General features: G+C 59.2%; 13 protein-coding genes. 5 read left to right on the top strand and 8 right to left on the bottom strand.

Annotated features, from left to right (window positions below; genetic code table 11):
* Positions 1 to 3 precede the first annotated feature (3 nt).
* The 4 genes from fliH to fliE are packed head-to-tail and all read right to left on the bottom strand — an operon-like array spanning position 4 to position 3,885.
* Positions 4 to 798: a flagellar assembly protein FliH gene (gene fliH, locus BN1121_RS11705; protein ID WP_005356568.1), complete on the bottom strand. Its 795-nt coding sequence runs from the start codon at positions 796 to 798 to the stop codon at positions 4 to 6.
* 3 nt (positions 799 to 801) lie between these two features.
* A complete protein-coding gene (fliG, locus tag BN1121_RS11700; protein ID WP_005356571.1) occupies positions 802 to 1,860 on the bottom strand; it encodes a flagellar motor switch protein FliG in 1,059 nt (352 codons plus the stop codon).
* The gene (fliF, locus tag BN1121_RS11695; RefSeq protein WP_005356574.1) at positions 1,853 to 3,556 is read right to left on the bottom strand and encodes a flagellar basal-body MS-ring/collar protein FliF; all 1,704 of its coding nucleotides are present in this window, start codon (positions 3,554 to 3,556) and stop codon (positions 1,853 to 1,855) included. Before fliF ends, fliG begins: the two co-directional genes overlap by 8 nt.
* An 11-nt stretch (positions 3,557 to 3,567) precedes the next feature.
* Entirely contained in the window at positions 3,568 to 3,885 is a 318-nt protein-coding gene (fliE, locus tag BN1121_RS11690) for a flagellar hook-basal body complex protein FliE (protein ID WP_005356576.1), read from the bottom strand.
* 221 nt (positions 3,886 to 4,106) lie between these two features.
* Between fliE and rimO the strand changes: the two genes are divergently transcribed.
* Positions 4,107 to 5,420: a 30S ribosomal protein S12 methylthiotransferase RimO gene (rimO, locus tag BN1121_RS11685; RefSeq protein ID WP_005356579.1), complete on the top strand. Its 1,314-nt coding sequence runs from the start codon at positions 4,107 to 4,109 to the stop codon at positions 5,418 to 5,420.
* A gap of 65 nt (positions 5,421 to 5,485) precedes the next feature.
* Here rimO and BN1121_RS11680 read toward each other — a convergent pair whose 3' ends face one another.
* Complete coding sequence (locus BN1121_RS11680) at positions 5,486 to 5,953, bottom strand: DUF4442 domain-containing protein (protein ID WP_005356582.1); 468 nt, start codon at positions 5,951 to 5,953, stop codon at positions 5,486 to 5,488.
* A 232-nt stretch (positions 5,954 to 6,185) separates the two neighbouring features.
* On the opposite strand from BN1121_RS11680, the gene fur reads away from it, so the two are divergent.
* Positions 6,186 to 6,620, top strand: a complete 435-nt coding sequence (gene fur / locus BN1121_RS11675; protein ID WP_005356590.1) for a ferric iron uptake transcriptional regulator — start codon at positions 6,186 to 6,188, stop codon at positions 6,618 to 6,620.
* A gap of 110 nt (positions 6,621 to 6,730) precedes the next feature.
* Here fur and glnS read toward each other — a convergent pair whose 3' ends face one another.
* From glnS to nagE, 3 genes are all read right to left on the bottom strand, one after another.
* Positions 6,731 to 8,392, bottom strand: coding sequence for a glutamine--tRNA ligase (gene glnS, locus BN1121_RS11670; RefSeq protein ID WP_043597821.1), 1,662 nt, complete (start codon positions 8,390 to 8,392; stop codon positions 6,731 to 6,733).
* Between the two features lie 288 nt (positions 8,393 to 8,680).
* Positions 8,681 to 11,353, bottom strand: coding sequence for a beta-N-acetylhexosaminidase (locus BN1121_RS11665; RefSeq protein WP_005356605.1), 2,673 nt, complete (start codon positions 11,351 to 11,353; stop codon positions 8,681 to 8,683).
* Between the two features lie 106 nt (positions 11,354 to 11,459).
* Positions 11,460 to 12,914: an N-acetylglucosamine-specific PTS transporter subunit IIBC gene (nagE, locus tag BN1121_RS11660; protein WP_005356608.1), complete on the bottom strand. Its 1,455-nt coding sequence runs from the start codon at positions 12,912 to 12,914 to the stop codon at positions 11,460 to 11,462.
* 261 nt (positions 12,915 to 13,175) lie between these two features.
* Between nagE and nagB the strand changes: the two genes are divergently transcribed.
* The 3 genes from nagB to nagC are packed head-to-tail and all read left to right on the top strand — an operon-like array spanning position 13,176 to position 16,353.
* Positions 13,176 to 13,976: a glucosamine-6-phosphate deaminase gene (gene nagB / locus BN1121_RS11655; protein WP_005356611.1), complete on the top strand. Its 801-nt coding sequence runs from the start codon at positions 13,176 to 13,178 to the stop codon at positions 13,974 to 13,976.
* Between the two features lie 9 nt (positions 13,977 to 13,985).
* Entirely contained in the window at positions 13,986 to 15,128 is a 1,143-nt protein-coding gene (gene nagA / locus BN1121_RS11650; RefSeq protein WP_005356617.1) for an N-acetylglucosamine-6-phosphate deacetylase, read from the top strand.
* Positions 15,129 to 15,138: 10 nt separating this feature from the next.
* Positions 15,139 to 16,353, top strand: a complete 1,215-nt coding sequence (gene nagC, locus BN1121_RS11645) for a DNA-binding transcriptional regulator NagC (protein WP_005356623.1) — start codon at positions 15,139 to 15,141, stop codon at positions 16,351 to 16,353.
* The last annotated feature ends 260 nt before the right edge of the window (positions 16,354 to 16,613 follow it).

Raw genomic sequence — 16,613 nt, 5'->3', positions numbered from 1 at the left:
GACTCACGACTCCTGATTGTCGCGCAGGAAATTGCGAAGTAGCTGGTTGATGCGGGCCTCAAGCTGCATGTCGATACTCGACAAGCGAGTCGCCAATTGCAGGTCGCCCGGCTCCAGGGTGGGATCAGCCTCGAGACGCCAGCCACGCTTGGCACACTCCTCGGCACCAAACGCACTCTGGATCCGCTCCACATCGTCCGGGTGCAGCATCATGGTGACGCCCTCCTCGGCGACGGGGAGCTGAGCCAGCCCCTCCTTGAGGGCCGCGAGCAACAGCCGCGGCGAGGTCTCGACCTCGTGCTTGATCAGTGCCCTGGCCAGCTGCATGGCGAGGCTCACCAACTGCTCTTCAACCTGTTCGTCCATCTCGCCGAGGGGGGTGGCCAGGCGCGTGGCGAGCTGCTGCCAGTGGGCGATCGCCTGCTCGACCACCTCACGCCCCATGGCCAACCCCTCTTCACGCCCCTGGGAGAAACCCGCCTCGTGGCCCTTTTGCAGCCCTTCCAGCTTGCCCTCTTCAAGACCCTGGGCAAAACCGGCCTCGCGCCCCTCGCTCATCCCCTCTTCCCAGGCAGCCTGGCGGATCGCCTCGAGCTCCTCGGCAGTGAGGGTGGGCGCAGGCTCGGGCTCGGGCTCCACTTCTGGCTGTGGGACCGCCTGCTGATACCAATCTGGCGCCAGCCCAAGCGCGTTGCGTTCGATGGACTGCTCAACCTCCATCTCGGGCCAACCCCAGTCTTGTACCTCGACGGAATCCTGCTCCGGGCGCAGGTAGCCTCTTAGCTTGCGATCGCTCATGGATTAGAGGAACTCGTCGCCGCCACCCGAGCCCAGCATGAGCTCGCCGGCATCGGCCAGACGCCGCGCAATGGAGAGGATCTCCTTTTGCGCCGTCTCGACTTCGGAGACGCGGATCGGCCCCATCGCCTCCAGATCGTCGGCCAGCATCTCTGCGGCCCGCTTGGACATGTTCTTGAAAATCTTGTCACGCAGCTGATCATCAGAGCCCTTGAGGGCACGCTGCAGCAAGTCGCCGGGCACTTCTCGCAGCAGGGTCTGAATGCCGCGATCGTCCACATCGATCAGGTTTTCGAACACAAACATCAGATCCTGGATCTGCTGGCTCATCTCCTCGTCCGCATCGCGGATGGAGTCCATCAGCTGTCCCTCTACGTTGGTGTCGAGGTAGTTCATGATGTTCGCCGCCGCCTTCAGGCCACCCATCTTGGCCGCCTGGGCACCGGCCGCACCGGCGAACTGTTTCTCCATGATGTCGTTAAGCTCTTGCAGTGCCGCCGGCTGTACCTCTTCGAGGTTGGCGATACGCATCACCAGATCGAGACGCACCTGCTCGGGGAACTGACTCAAGATCTCGGCCGACTGCTCGGGCTCGAGGTAGGAGAGCACTATGGTCTGGATCTGCGGGTGCTCGTTTTGGATGATGCTGGCCACCTGACGGGCATCCATCCACTTGAGCGAATCGAGGCCGCGAGCGCCGGAGCCGAGGATGATCTGGTCAACCAGGTTGCTTGCCTTGTCCTCACCCAGCGCCGCCACCAGGGCCTTGCGCACGAAGTCTTCGCTGCCGATACCTATGTTGGTGTACTTCTGAATGTCATCGATAAACTGGCGGTGCACCGCCGCCACCCGATCGTGACTGAAGTCGGACATGGAGGCCATCGACATACCGAGCCGCTGTACCTGCTTGGGCTCGAGGTGACGGAAGATCTGGGCGGCATCCTCCTCATTGAGGCTCAGCATCAGCACGGCGGCCATCTCCATGCCGCTCATACTGTCAAGGATCTGACGCTGGGCCTCCGTGATGTCGTTGCCCGTCACCTGGGTATTGTTATCAGGCATCTTTGGTTACCCACTCCTTAATGACCTGGGCGGCCAGGTCGGGTTCATTAGCCACCAAGGCACGCACGGCCTTGAGCAAGTCTTCGTCACGATGCAGATCCGGCAGCTTGAGCTGGCCATCGCGCAAACCAAACACAGGCTCGCTCTCGGCCTGGGCCGCCAGCAGGCTCAACTCGTCATCACCGCCCAACACCGCATGGTTATCGAAGTCCAGTTCATGCTCTGGCTTCGCATCCGGGTAGAGCAGACGCTTGAGCATGGGCCTCACTATGGTCACGATGAGGACGATGATGATAAGCACAGAGGCTGCGATGCGTACAGCGCGCCAGAACCAGGGCTGTTCGTACACCGGAGGCTCGGCAACACTCTCGAGCTCGGGGCGGTTAAAGGGAATGGTGACCACCTCCAGCGTATCGCCACGGGTCACATCAAAACCAAGGCCCGCGCCCAACACCCGACGCAGGGTGTCGATCTCGGCCTGGGTACGCGGCTCGCGGGTCACCTGGCCTTCGGTTCCGGGCAGGGTCTTGTAGTCGACCGCTACCGACACCGTCATGCGGCGGATCCCGCCCATCTGGCGACGGGTATGACTCACCGTGGTGTCGAGCTCGTAGTTGCGGGTCGCCTCTTTGCGCGAGCGACCCGAACTGCTATTGGCGGCATTGGCGCCGGTTGCCTGCTCGGGGATGTTGGCGTTGGCCGGCGGCTGATTGGTCAGCGCCCCCGGGATACCCTGGCTCTGGCCATTGGCGCTGTTCTCCTCCATGGTCATCTCGGAGCGCACCGCCGGCAGATCCGGGTTGAAGGTCTTGCGGGTTTGCTCCTGCTGGGTGAAGTCAAGGGCGAGATCCACCTCGGCGGTGTAATTATCGGCACCGAGCACAGGGATGAGGATGGCGTCGATCTTCTGCTTGTATTCGAGCTCCTGCTTCTGCTGCATGGCAAACTCGCGGCGCGTCTGGGCAGCAATAGGATCCTGGGAGCCAGAGTTTAACAAACGGCCATTCTGATCGGTCACCGTGACCCGGGTCGGCTCGAGCCCGTGTACGGCAGAGGCCACCATGTCGACGATAGAGTCCACCGTCCCCTGATCTAGGGCCGCACTCTTGAGGCTTAATACCACGGTGGCACTGGGTTTGCGCTCGTTGCGGGCAAACACGTTGTCTTTGGGGATGGCGAGCAGCACCTGGGCCTTGGCCACGCTCTGAAACTGCTCGATGGCGCTGGCCAGCTGACGTTCGCGGCTGAGCTTGAGACGCTCACCTTCCATCCGTTGGCTGATCCCGAAGGTGTTATCGTTGAGCAGAATATCTTCACCCCGTCCGACCCCCTCCTCAGCAGCAGTGAGTCCCGCGCGAGTCAGCTGAAGACGAATTTCCTGATACTTCTCGGCATTGATCAGGACTGACTTCCCCTCGACCTGATAGGGGATCTTCTGTTGGTCGAGGTAATCCAGGGTCTTGACCAGCTGCTCTGTGGTGAAGGTGCCGAGCGGACGCATATCCGGCTCTTTGCCCCACAACAGGATGAAGACGGCGATGGCCAGACAAATGGCCAGCGCCAGGATCAGAGTGATCTGACGCAGGATATCGCTGTTGGAGAGGATGCTGCCGATGGGAGAGCTCTTCTGCTCGTTCTCATCCAGCGTGCCCGCATCCCCTTGCAGCAACAGATCGCCGTTTTGTTCGGTAGCCACGTTTTAGATCCTTACACCGGCATATTCATGATGGTCTTGTAAGCCTCAACCACCTTGTTGCGAACCTGCACGGTCGCGTCGAAGGCGATAGAGGATTTCTGACCGGCGATCATCACATCAGAGAGATCGATGGAGCGATCGCCGCTGTCGAAACGGGTTCTCAGATCGTTAGACTGGCTCTGCAACTCGTTAACGTTCTCGAGAGCCTGGCGCAGTAGCAGGCCAAAATCGGAAGAGACATTCTGACGGGGTTGAGTCATCAAACCGTTGCCGGCCTCGACCCTCAGCGACTGCATCTCCTGCAGCAGGTTGGTGGCATTGATATCCATGATGATCCCCAGACAAATGATTGACGCTGCATACCCAGATGCAATCAGAGTGCCAAGTTACACTACCATCCACCCTCATGTCACCCGAACGCCTGATACCCGCGATTTGTCCCTGCGCCCAGCGGGGTCATGGGACGCTCGATCACGTCTCGCTTTTGATATAAACTTACGCGCCTTTTTCCGGCGACCTGTACAAACAATATTCAAGTTTTGGAGTGAGCATGTCCAACCCGCGGATCGGTTTCGTCAGCCTCGGCTGCCCGAAGAACCTGGTCGATTCTGAGCGTATCCTGACCCAGTTGCGTACCGAAGGGTACGATGTGGTCCCCAGCTATGACGATGCCGAGCTGGTGGTGGTCAACACCTGCGGCTTTATCGACAGCGCCGTACAGGAATCCCTCGAGGCCATCGGCGAGGCCCTCTCCGAAAATGGCAAGGTGATCGTGACCGGCTGTCTGGGCGCCAAAGAGAACCAGATCCGCGAGGTCCACCCCAAGGTACTGGAGATCACCGGTCCCCACGCTTACGAAGAGGTGCTGGGCCACGTTCACACCTATGTACCCAAGCCCGAGCACAACCCCTTCACCAGCCTGGTACCGGCCCACGGGGTTAAACTCACCCCGCGCCACTACGCCTACCTGAAGATCTCCGAAGGCTGCAACCATCGCTGCACCTTCTGCATCATCCCCTCCATGCGCGGGGATCTGGTCAGCCGCCCGATCGGGGAGGTCCTCGCCGAGGCCAAGCGCCTCAAAGAGGCCGGCGTGAAGGAGATCCTGGTCATCTCTCAAGACACCTCCGCCTACGGGGTCGATGTCAAGCATCGCACCGGTTTCTATGACGGCATGCCGGTCAAGACCAGCATGGTCGCCCTGTGCGAAGAGCTGGCCAAACTCGGCATGTGGGTACGCCTGCACTATGTCTACCCCTACCCGCACGTGGATGACGTCATCCCCCTGATGCGCGATGGCAAGGTGCTGCCTTATCTCGACATCCCGCTTCAGCACGCCAGCCCGCGTATCCTCAAGCTGATGAAGCGCCCGGGCAGCGTCGAACGGACTCTGGAGCGGATCCAGAAGTGGCGCGAGATCTGTCCCGAGATCACCCTGCGTTCCACCTTCATCGTCGGTTTTCCGGGCGAGACGGAAGAAGATTTCCAGATGCTGCTCGACTTTATCGCCGCCGCAGAGCTGGATCGGGTTGGCTGCTTCAAGTACAGCCCGGTGGAAGGGGCCAAGGCCAACGAACTGGCCGACCCCGTCCCGGAAGAGGTCAAAGAGGAGCGCTTCCAGCGCTTCATGGAGCTGCAGCAGCAGGTGTCCATCCGTAAGCTGGCCAACAAGGTCGGCCAGGAGATGAGCGTGATCATCGACGAGGTGGATGAAGAGGGCGCCACCGGGCGCTCCTTTGCCGACGCCCCCGAGATCGATGGCATGGTCTACCTCAACGGCGAGACGGCTCTCAAACCGGGCGACATTGTCCGGGTCAAGATAGAGCACGCCGACGAGTACGATCTGTGGGGCAGCCTGGCCTGATCCCACCACACGACTCATGCAAGAGCCCCGCACTGCGGGGCTCTTCTTTTCGGGTTATTCGGGCTTCACCTGTGCTCGGGGCGCTTGCGAACATAGAGGGTACGCCGCACCTTGGCGACCACCTCTCCCTTGCCATCCTGGATAGAGACGGTGAACTCGGGGAAATACTTCTCTCCTCCCGCTGTCCTCCTGGCTATCTCGTCGAGCGTGCCGTCACTCAAGTGAAACTCCGCCACCAGAGGCCCCTTACCCGGCTTGATGTAGTCGATATCCCCTGACTTGTCCCACACGAAGTAGTGGTTCCTGAAATAGCCCATCAGCATCAGCGGATAGATGGGATCGGTCATCGCAAACATGCTGCCCCCAAACTGGGTGCGGTTGGCATTGAGGGTAGACCAGCGTGACTTGAGCGTGACCCGACAATAGCGGTAATCCTCACTCAGGGTCTCAATTTTGATGCCGGCGCCCCGAAAAGGGGGCCAGAGGTTGAGCGCCCAGCGCACACACCAGGCACGTTTAAACAGCCACTTCATGGGATCTCATCCGACCAGAACGGGTTTTACATCATATCAACATCTTTTGGCGCCACAAGGGCCAATCCCCCCTCTCGATGCCGTCGATGACTGGTAAAAACCATTGAAATATCGGGTTTATTTTCCCTTGGATCCACCACTTATCGTGACCTGACAGGGCAGTTCGAGGTTGCCATTCCGGTGGTACTCCATCAGAATACTCTCACCACAGAGAATGCGAACAACTAGTACTATGGCTGACAATAACCAAGCGTTGAAGAAGGCCGGGCTCAAGATCACCTTGCCCCGCGTCAAGATCCTGGAAATCCTGCAACAGCCGGAGTGCCACCATACCAGTGCCGAAGATCTCTACAAGCGCCTGATCGATCAGGGCGAAGAGATCGGTCTTGCCACCGTGTATCGCGTCCTCAACCAGTTTGATGATGCCGGTATCGTCACTCGCCACCACTTCGAGGGCGGCAAGTCGGTGTTCGAGCTGGCGAGCCAGGAGCACCACGACCACCTGGTCTGCCTCGACTGCGGCAAAGTCATCGAGTTCTCCGACGACGTCATCGAGCTGCGCCAGACCGAGATCGCCAAGAAGCACAACATCCGCCTGACCAACCACAGCCTCTATCTGTACGGCCACTGCGCCGATGGCACCTGCGGTCACGGCGACGAAGAGTAATTGTCGCGAGCGTGAGAAGAGCCAGCCTGACGTGCTGGCTTTTTCATGGGCAAAAGCCGGGTAACAAAAAGGCGGGTCACCCCGCCTTTTTCATGCCTGGGTGAAGGCGATTAGCCCTCGACCTTACCCCAGGAGTCGCGCAGGGCAACGGTGCGGTTGAACACCAGGAGTGCCGGGCCGGAGAGCTTGTTGTCGGCGCAGAAGTAGCCTTCGCGCTCGAACTGGAAGGCTTGCTCGGCTTGGGCATCCTTGAGGGAAGCCTCGACGCGGGCACCAGAGATGATGACCAGCGAATCCGGGTTGAGGGTCGCCTCGAAGTCATCCTCCGCGCCCGGGTTCGGCACCTTGAACAGACGGTCGTAGAGACGCACCTCGGCCGGCAGGGAAGTGGTGGCGCTGACCCAGTGGATCACCCCCTTCACCTTGCGGCCATCGGCCGGATCCTTACCCAGGGTGTCGGCATCGTAGGTACAATAGATGCAGGTGATCTTGCCATCGGCATCCTTCTCGACCCGCTCTGCCTTGATGACATAGGCGTTGCGCAGACGCACTTCTTTACCCAGCACCAGACGCTTGAACTGCTTGTTGGCCTCTTCACGGAAGTCCGCTTCGTCGATGTAGATCTCGCGGCCAAAGTGCAGCTCACGGGTACCCATCTCCGGCTTGTTCGGATGGTTGGGGGCGCTCAGGGTCTCGTCGTGATTCAGGTTCTCGATCACCACCTTGACCGGGTTGAGTACCGCCATCGCACGCGGGGCGTTCTCGTTGAGATCATCGCGAATACAGGCTTCCAGCATACCCATCTCGACGATGTTGTCCTGCTTGGTCACCCCGATGCGCTTGCAGAACTCGCGGATGGAGGCCGGGGTGTAGCCACGACGACGCAGACCGGACACGGTCAGCATGCGCGGATCATCCCAACCGTCCACGTGCTGCTCGGTCACCAACAGGTTCAGCTTGCGCTTGGACATGACGGTGTACTCGAGGTTCAGACGAGAGAACTCGTACTGACGCGGGTGGCACTCGATGGTGATGTTGTCCAGCACCCAGTCATACAGGCGACGGTTGTCCTGGAACTCCAGAGTACAGATGGAGTGGGTGATCCCCTCCAGGGCATCCGAGATGCAGTGGGTGAAGTCGTACATCGGGTAGATGCACCACTTGTCACCGGTCTGGTGATGATGGGCAAACTTGATGCGATAGATCACAGGATCACGCATCACCATGAAGGGAGACGCCATGTCGATCTTGGCACGCAGACAGGCGGCGCCTTCGGCGAAACCACCCTCCTTCATCTTGGCAAACAGGGCCAGGTTCTCTGCTACGGAGCGGTCACGGAACGGGCTGTTCTTGCCCGGCTCGGTCAGGGTGCCACGGTACTCACGCATCTGCTCGGGGGTGAGCTCATCCACATAGGCCAGCCCCTTCTCGATCAGCTCAACGGCGTAGCCATGCAGCTTGTCGAAATAGTCGGAGGAGTAGCACACCTCGCCATCCCACTGGAACCCCAGCCACTGCACGTCGCGCTTGATGGACTCGACATACTCGATGTCTTCTTTCACCGGGTTGGTGTCGTCGAAGCGCAGGTTGCACTTGCCCTGATAGTCACGGGCAATGCCGAAGTTCAGGCAGATGGACTTGGCATGACCGATATGGAGATAACCGTTCGGCTCCGGCGGGAAACGGGTATGCACGCGGTCGTGCTTACCGCTGGCCAGATCCTCGTCGATGATTTGGCGGATAAAGTTGGTTGGGCTGCTAGCCGAAGTCATGGGGCTCACCTCAAAAGTCGTACATCGCGGGATGGTGGCCGACGGCCAGCTGCATACCCGACATCAAGCCGATAATGATCCACCATTCACGGCTCGCGCTCAACCGCTATTTGGCATCAGAGTGAGCCGATGTGGCCCAAAAAAAGCCCCGCACGTGGCGGGGCAACCCAATGGAGAAAATACAAGCACAACACACACGGTCGGCGGATAACTCCCTATCCCCCTTTGCCAAGGGCTCGGGTGAACCCTTGGTCAAGGAGGGAGGGCCAGAGGCCCTCCCGGGAACGGTTAGCCGTTCACCTCGGTAACACGGCTTACGCGCTTGCCATCGAAGCTGACGGTACGCAGGTAGACGGTGCCGGAGACCATCGGCTTGTTGCCGGCGTCATAGCGGCTCCAGCTCTGGCCATCGGTGCTGAACTCGATGGTCAGACCCGGCAGGTCGACGTTGGCTTCCAGAGCGCCATTGACCACCTTGCCACCGGGTACCGAGAGACGGTACTCGACACCGGCCTTATCCAGCTTGGGCAGAACACGCTGACCCAGCACGTTGGCAAACTGGTTCCATTCCTTGTTGAGGGTGGCCTTGTTGACGTGCTTGGTCTCGCCGGAGAACTCACGGCCCTTCACGTAATCGAGCTCGAAACCGCCCTTGTGCCAGGCGCGCTCGGCCATGGAGAAGATGCGCGGATAGACCATGTACTCATACTGAGCGTCGGTACGGACAGTCTCACTCCACTGCTGGCCGGAGATCCCCTTGAACTTGACCGGATCATGCTCCCCCTTGGCCACGAAGGCGTTGCCATCGCGGTCCACCGAGGTTTCGGCGTTCTGCGGCAGGTTTTCCGGGGCGAAGGAAAACACCTTGCGGGTGTCGTTGAAGCGGGTGGCCCAGTAGTAGCCGCGCTCGGCCGGATGAACCTCGTTCGGGAAGTCGAAGTAGAGGTAGTCCGGGTTGGAGAGCACCACTTCGTAACCGTTATGAGCCCATCTCATCGCCTCGTTGAAGCCACCCCAGTAGAGGGTCTCCCAGAAGTTGACACGGGTCTTGTCGGTGGCGAACTCGCCGGCGTTCTTGGCGTATTTCAGGCCATCTTCCCAGGCTTGCAGCGTGGAGAAGCCGTGCCCCTTGACCATCTCGCTCACTTCCTTAGCGAAATAGACAGGCAGCTCACCCACTTCCTTGATCTTGCCCTCGTCGATCATCTTCTGGCACTGGGGAGACTTGCCAAAGGGCTTGTCCTGCTTGCTCCAGTCGGTATTGCCGCGCCAGCCCACCTGTTCTTCCGCCTTGGTGACGGCCGGGTCTTGATAACCTCCACCCAGCATGATGTTCTTCGCCTCGTCACCACCGTAGTGCCAGGCGGTCAGGGGCTGACCGGCGGCCTGGTGCATCTGGGCAACCTCATCCATCACCTTGGCCACGAAGGTGGCGGCGCCAGGCTGACACGGATTGATGAAGGACATCTTGTCGTAGAACTGCACCGAGGTGACATTGGAGGTGTCTTGCGGGTCAGTCAGGCGGAACTGGTTGGCCTCAGCCTCTTTGCCCTCGCTCATCAGGCGCTTGTAACGAGCCTCCATCGAGACGACGGCGGCGCGGGCGTGGGCCGGCATGTTGATCTCGGGGATCACGGTCACACCGCGCGCCTGGGCATAACGCACCAGCTCGATGTAATCGGCCTTGCTATAGAAACCGGAACCCATGTTATCGCTGGTCGGGCCGGAGCCGAGCTGCGGCAACAGGCACTGGGTCTCGGTGACATCGTGGCAACGCTTGCTGCCCACGTCGGTCAACTCGGGCAACCCGGGGATCTCGAGACGCCAGCCTTCATCGTTGGTGAGGCCCAGGTGCAGCTTGTTGAGCTTCATGGCTGACATCTGATCAACCAGCTTCTTCATGGTTTCCAGGCTGCGGAAGTAGCGAGCCACGTCGGTCTGCATGCCACGGTACTCAAAGCGCGGCGCATCCTCGACGCTCATCGGGGAGACCAGCTTGTCGTCCACCCCCAGCAGGGAGAGTAGAGACTGGGCCCCCCAGAAGGCACCGTTCACGTCGCTGCCACGGATCAGGGTACCCTGACGACCGATGTTCATGTCATAGCCTTCGGCCTGCTTGACCTTGCTGCCGCCCACCTTGACGGTGACCGGGTAGCCGGTGTCGGAGAGGGTGACACCCAGGCGAGTCAGTTCAGCCTTGAGGGCTTCGGCACGATCGGTCGGCAGATCCAGGACGTTGAGCTTGATGCTGGAGAGATCGACCTGCGGTCCGGCTTTCACAACCTGCTTCATCGGGGTCGGCAGGATCTGGTTATCGATCTTGCCTGCCGGCAGCAGGCTGCTGGTCACGTTCGCCTCATACCGCGTCTGGGCGTTCATCAGGATGTTCTTGTCATCCTTGGTGCGCTTCCAACCGTCGGCCGGCATCGGTTTTTGGTAGGTGCTGGCATCGTCGATGTTACTCATGCTGGCAAGCACCTTGGGCTGGGCACCTTCGGCAGAGACATACCAGTTAGGCATCACGTCCGATTCAAACAGCATCCAGTATTCGACCACCATGGGCACCTCGACCGTCTGCCCCTGGGCGAAGCCCTGGAACTTCTCGGTCGGCTCCAGCTTGTAGAGGTCACCGGTCACGAAGGTCAGCTTGAACTGGTCGCTGTCGACCCGCTGCAGACGGCGGATGGAATGGATATAGAGCTCCCAGTTTTTGCTGTCGACGGCGGCGCCCTGGTTGGTCAGGTGCAGCTTGGCGATGCCGCAGCTGGCCCACTCTGAGCCGAGCGCTTGGCAATCGATGCCGGCGCCGGGACCATCGTTGGTCACCACTTCGTATTTCACCACCAGATTTCCGGCCAGGGTGTCGACGACGGCTTGATTGGAGGCGGAGGAGGTTTGACCGGCACAACCGGCCAGGGCGGCGGACATAGCCACTGCCAGGAGGGGTAGTTTCAGGTTCATAGCTGCTGCTCTTGGTTTGGAAGTAAAGGTTGTTCTTGGCGTTTTTTGTTTTGTGCGGCCCCGCCCGAAGGCGGGGCGCTTATTGATGTCAACAATGGACTTAGACTTAACGAAGGGCTTTCATCTCACCGGCGATGATCTCGGCCAGAGGGCCCAGAATCACCTGCAGGTTTTGCTCACCCAGCTTGACCACACCGGCGGCACCGAGGGCCTTGAGCTTACGCTCGTCAACGATGCTGCGATCCTTCAGGGTCAGACGCAGGCGGGTGATGCAGGCGTCGACGGTGACCAGGTTGTCATGACCACCCAACACTTCCAGGTACTGCTTGGCCAGCTCGGTACGGTCGGTAGCCTGGGCCTGAGCCGGAACTGCTTCCTCATCCTCACGACCCGGAGTCTTCAGGTTGAACTTGACGATGACGGCGCGGAACACCACGTAGTAGAGGCCGAAGAACACCAGACCCTGCGGGATCAGCATGTACCAGTTGGTCGCCAGCGGGTTACGGCTGGAGAGCACCAGGTCAACCAGACCCGCACTGAAACCGAAGCCCGCCATCCAGTGCATGGAAGAGGCGATGAACACGGACACACCACTCAGCAGCGCATGGATGCCATAGAGTACCGGCGCCACGAACATGAAGGAGAACTCGAGCGGCTCGGTCACACCGGTGAAGAAGGAGGCAAAGGCGGCTGCGATCATGATGGAGGCAACCTTGTCCTTGTTCTCTTTCTTGGCGGAGTGATAGATGGCCAGAGCGGCACCCGGCAGACCGAACATCATGATGGGGAAGAAACCAGCCTGGTACATACCGGTCACACCGAGCACGGCCTTACCGGCATCCAGGGAGGATTGGCCACCCAGGAAGTTCGGGATGTCGTTGATACCGGCTACGTCAAACCAGAACACGGAGTTCAGGGCATGGTGCAGGCCGATCGGGATCAGCAGACGGTTGAAGAAGGCGTAGATGCCGGCGCCGGTGGAGCCGAGGCTCACAATGGACTCACCGAAGTTCACCAGACCACCGTACACCAGCGGCCAAATGATCATCATGACGAAAGAGACCACGATCATCACCACAGAGGTCACAATCGGGACCAAACGACGACCAGAGAAGAACGCCAGTGCCTTGTGTAGCTCTACCGTGCTGAAACGATTGTACAGCTCAGCCGCGATCACACCACACAGGATGCCGACGAACTGGTTGTTGATCTTCTTGAATGCCGCCGGGACTGCGTCAAGCGGAATGCCTTTAATCATGGAGACAACGGCAGGGCTCAACAGAGTAGTCAGCACCAGGAAGCCGACCAGACCCGCCAGGGCGGCAGAGCCGTCTTTGTCTTTGGACATGCCATAGGCAACGCCGACGGCAAACAAGGTGGACATGTTGTCGATCAGTGCCGACCCTGCCTTGATGAGGAAGGCGGCCAGTGGGCTGCCACCACCCCAACCGTTCGGGTCAATCCAGTATCCTACGCCCATCAGAATCGCGGCGGCAGGCAGTACCGCTACCGGTACCATCAGCGCGCGGCCGATCTTTTGCAAATAACCGAGAATGTTCACGGCTCCCTCTCCTTAGTGATTTCAGTTTCAAAATAAGTGCTTGATGCCTCAGCGACATAAGCCTGTATGGCTTGATTTGCAGTCTATGGCTTTTATTTCGCCCTGCAAATTAATAAACCGGCAATCGTGATCCAAATCACCCAAATGAGATGCGGCACTGCGAATTGTGTGGCACGGATCGGAATCTTTATTTACGCTATGAAACAACTTTAAGATACACCCTGCTTCTCCAGGTAGAGAGCATCAATATAGAGGTATGTCATGCGCCTGATTCCGTTGAAGTCCGCCAGCCAAGTAGGGCTCTGGTCCGCCCGCTACATAGTGGATCGCATCAATGCGTTCAAGCCAACCAGCGAGCGCCCCTTCGTACTGGGCCTGCCCACCGGCGGCACTCCGCTTTCCACCTACAAGCGGCTGATCGAGCTGCACAAGGCGGGCGAAGTCAGCTTCGAGCACGTGGTCACCTTCAACATGGACGAATACATAGGTCTGCCGGAGGATCATCCGGAGAGCTATCACAGCTTCATGTACAACAACTTCTTCAACCACATCGACATCCGCCGCGAGAACATCAACATCCTCAACGGCAATGCCGCCGACCCGATTGCCGAGTGCCAGCGCTACGAGGCGAAGATCAAGTCCTACGGCAAGATCCACCTCTTCATGGGCGGCGTGGGCAATGACGGCCATATCGCCTTCAACGAGCCCGCCTCTTCCCTCTCCTCTCGCACCCGGGTCAAGACCCTGACCGAGGATACCCGTATCGCCAACTCCCGTTTCTTCGGCGGTGATATGAATCAGGTGCCCAAGTTGGCTCTGACCGTCGGAGTCGGTACCCTGATGGATGCCGAAGAGATCATGATCCTGGTGACCGGCCACGGCAAGGCGCTGGCGCTACAGGCCGCGGTCGAGGGGAGCGTCAACCACATGTGGACCATCTCCACCCTGCAACTTCACCCGAAGGGCATCGTCGTGTGTGACGAACCCTCCACCATGGAGCTCAAGGTCAAGACGGTGCGCTACTTCCAGGAGCTGGAAGCGGCCAATATCACCCGCCTCTAAGGAGAACCCATGTACGCACTGCACAACTGCACCCTCTACACCGGTGAGGCAATCCTCACCGGCCGTGCGCTGCTCATCGATGGAGACAAGATCGCCGCCATCGTGGACGAGCGTGAGATCCCGGCCGGTATCACCCGGCATGACTTGCAGGGGGCCAACCTTAGCGCCGGTTTCATCGATGTGCAGCTCAACGGCTGTGGCGGCGTCATGTTCAATGGCGCCATCTCGGTGGAAACCCTGGCCATCATGCAAGCGGCCAACCTGAAATCGGGCACAACCAGCTTTCTGCCGACCCTGATTACCAGCCCCGACGAAGACATGAAGCAAGCGGTGGCGGTTACTCGTGAATACATGGCCTCTCGTCCCAACGAGGTACTGGGTGTCCACCTTGAGGGCCCCTATACCAACGTCAAGCGCAAAGGCATTCATCCAGCAGATCAGATTCGCTTGCCGGCCGAGACGATGATCGACTTCTTCTGCGCCAATCACGACGTCATCGCCAAGATTACGCTGGCGCCTGAGCGCAATGACCCGGCCCACATCCGCCGCCTGGTCGATGCCGGCATCCTGGTCTCTGCCGGGCACACCGCAGCTGGCTATGACCAGGCAATGGAGGGATTCGAAAGCGGGATCCGCTTCGCCACCCACCTCTACAATGCCATGACCCCGACCATCAACGGCCGCGAGCCAGGCGTAGTAGGGGCCATCTACGACAGAGACGACGTTTACGCCGGCATCATCGTCGATGGCTACCATGTGCACTACGCCAACGTGCGCCTGGCCCACAAGATGCTGGGTGAGCGCCTGGTGCTGGTGACTGACGCGACTGCCGCAGCCGGTGCGCCGCAAGGCTTTGATCAGTTCGATTTTTGTGGGGCAACCGTGTATTACCGCGATGGTCAATGCATCGACGAGAATGGTACACTCGGCGGCTCTGCGCTCACCATGATTGAGGGCGTGGAAAATCTGGTCACGCAGGTAGGATTGCCCCTGGATGAGGCCCTGCGTATGGCCACACTCTATCCTGCCCGCGCCATTGGATGGGACTCTCGTCTCGGTAGTATCCAGGTCGGAAAGATAGCCAACCTCACTGTCTTCACAGAGGATTTCAAGGTCCTCGCGACAGTGGTTAACGGACACTACAACCAATAAGCACGACACAATGACTGGTGGACAAATAGCAAACGTAGACCTCATCAAGCAGGTCAACAGTGCGGCCGTATACCGGCTGATCGATCAGCAAGGCCCCATCTCCCGGGTCAAGATTGCTGAGCTAAGCCAATTGGCCCCCGCCAGTGTCACCAAGATCACCCGTCAGCTCATCGAGCACGGGCTGATCAAGGAGAGCGCTCCCCAGGCATCGACAGGGGGGCGCCGCGCCATCTCCCTGACCACCATCAAAAACCGCTTCAACTTCGTCTCGGCCAAGCTGGGACGAGGCTATCTGCATCTCTCCTTGTATGATCTCGACGGCAAGACCCTGGATCACCATATCACCGAGGTCAATGAGATCGATCAGCAACCCGTGGTCGAGCTGCTGCTGCGCGAGATCGGAGCTTTCATCGATCAGAATCGAGAGCGCTATCGCCAGTTGATTGCGATCGCCTTGACCATGCCCGGTCTGGTCAACCCTGAGACCGGCATGGTCATCTACACGCCCAAATACCAGATCCGCAATCTGCCGCTGGCGAAGCTGCTGGAGAACCACTTCAACCTGCCCAGCTATGTGGGTAACGACACCCGCTGCCTGGCGCTGGCCGAACATTTCTTCGGCGAATCACGCGATTGCATGGACTCCATTCTGGTGAGCGTACACCAGGGAACGGGTTCGGGGATCATCACCAAGGGTCAGGTGTTCCTCGGCCAGAACCGCAACGTGGGCGAGATCGGCCATATCCAGGTCGAGCCACTGGGCAAGCGCTGCCATTGCGGTAACTTCGGTTGCCTCGAGACCATTGCTTCCAACGAGGCCATCCTCGATCGGGTCAAGGAGCTCATCAGTCGTGGTCATCACAGCCGTCTGCAGGAGAAACACATCACCATCGACGAGGTGTGCAAGGCAGCCTTGGCTGGTGATGAACTGGCTCGCAGCGTCCTTGAACACGTGGGTGAGCACCTGGGACGAGCCATCGCCATCACGGTCAACCTCTTCAACCCGCAGAAGGTCCTGCTGGCCGGTGAGATCACCGCGGCCGAAGAGGTGCTCATGCCCGCCATCCGCCGCTGTGTCGAGCATCAATCGCTGCCGAGTTTTCACCGGGGATTACCCATCGTAAAGGCGCGTTTTCAGAATCAGCCCACCATGGGCGGCGTTGCACTGGTGAAACGAGCTCTGCTGGAAGGGGATCTGCTTCAGGTGATCATGGAGCAGAAATAGACGCTTCCTTTTTGGATGAGTCATATTGACAGACCATATCGATAAAGCGCCCCGACCTGGGGCGTTTTTTATATTAAAAGCGTTTGATTTACTCTAGATGCCATGGATAAATCAGGAAGAGAGCACCTGCCTGCCCTCCCCTCAGGCGAGTCGTTATTTAATCTCTTTTCCATACCCTGGCATGTTAATAACGCTGTTGTTCGACACCAAAGGATCATAGCCCTATATGAGCCCAATGGAATATACTAAGTTAGACAAGA

Source organism: Aeromonas diversa CDC 2478-85 (assembly GCF_000819805.1).
Lineage (GTDB): Bacteria > Pseudomonadota > Gammaproteobacteria > Enterobacterales > Aeromonadaceae > Aeromonas > Aeromonas diversa.
This window is presented reverse-complemented; position numbering and strand designations above follow the sequence as displayed.

Excerpts from the sequence above, each read along its gene's own strand:
- fliH (WP_005356568.1), bottom strand. The coding sequence starts at position 798 with ATGAGCGATCGCAAGCTAAGAGGCTACCTGCGCCCGGAGCAGGATTCC.
- fliG (WP_005356571.1), bottom strand. The coding sequence starts at position 1,860 with ATGCCTGATAACAATACCCAGGTGACGGGCAACGACATCACGGAGGCC.
- fliE (WP_005356576.1), bottom strand. The coding sequence starts at position 3,885 with ATGGATATCAATGCCACCAACCTGCTGCAGGAGATGCAGTCGCTGAGG.
- rimO (WP_005356579.1), top strand. The coding sequence starts at position 4,107 with ATGTCCAACCCGCGGATCGGTTTCGTCAGCCTCGGCTGCCCGAAGAAC.
- BN1121_RS11680 (WP_005356582.1), bottom strand. The coding sequence starts at position 5,953 with ATGAAGTGGCTGTTTAAACGTGCCTGGTGTGTGCGCTGGGCGCTCAAC.
- fur (WP_005356590.1), top strand. The coding sequence starts at position 6,186 with ATGGCTGACAATAACCAAGCGTTGAAGAAGGCCGGGCTCAAGATCACC.
- glnS (WP_043597821.1), bottom strand. The coding sequence starts at position 8,392 with ATGACTTCGGCTAGCAGCCCAACCAACTTTATCCGCCAAATCATCGAC.
- BN1121_RS11665 (WP_005356605.1), bottom strand. The coding sequence starts at position 11,353 with ATGAACCTGAAACTACCCCTCCTGGCAGTGGCTATGTCCGCCGCCCTG.
- nagB (WP_005356611.1), top strand. The coding sequence starts at position 13,176 with ATGCGCCTGATTCCGTTGAAGTCCGCCAGCCAAGTAGGGCTCTGGTCC.
- nagA (WP_005356617.1), top strand. The coding sequence starts at position 13,986 with ATGTACGCACTGCACAACTGCACCCTCTACACCGGTGAGGCAATCCTC.
- nagC (WP_005356623.1), top strand. The coding sequence starts at position 15,139 with ATGACTGGTGGACAAATAGCAAACGTAGACCTCATCAAGCAGGTCAAC.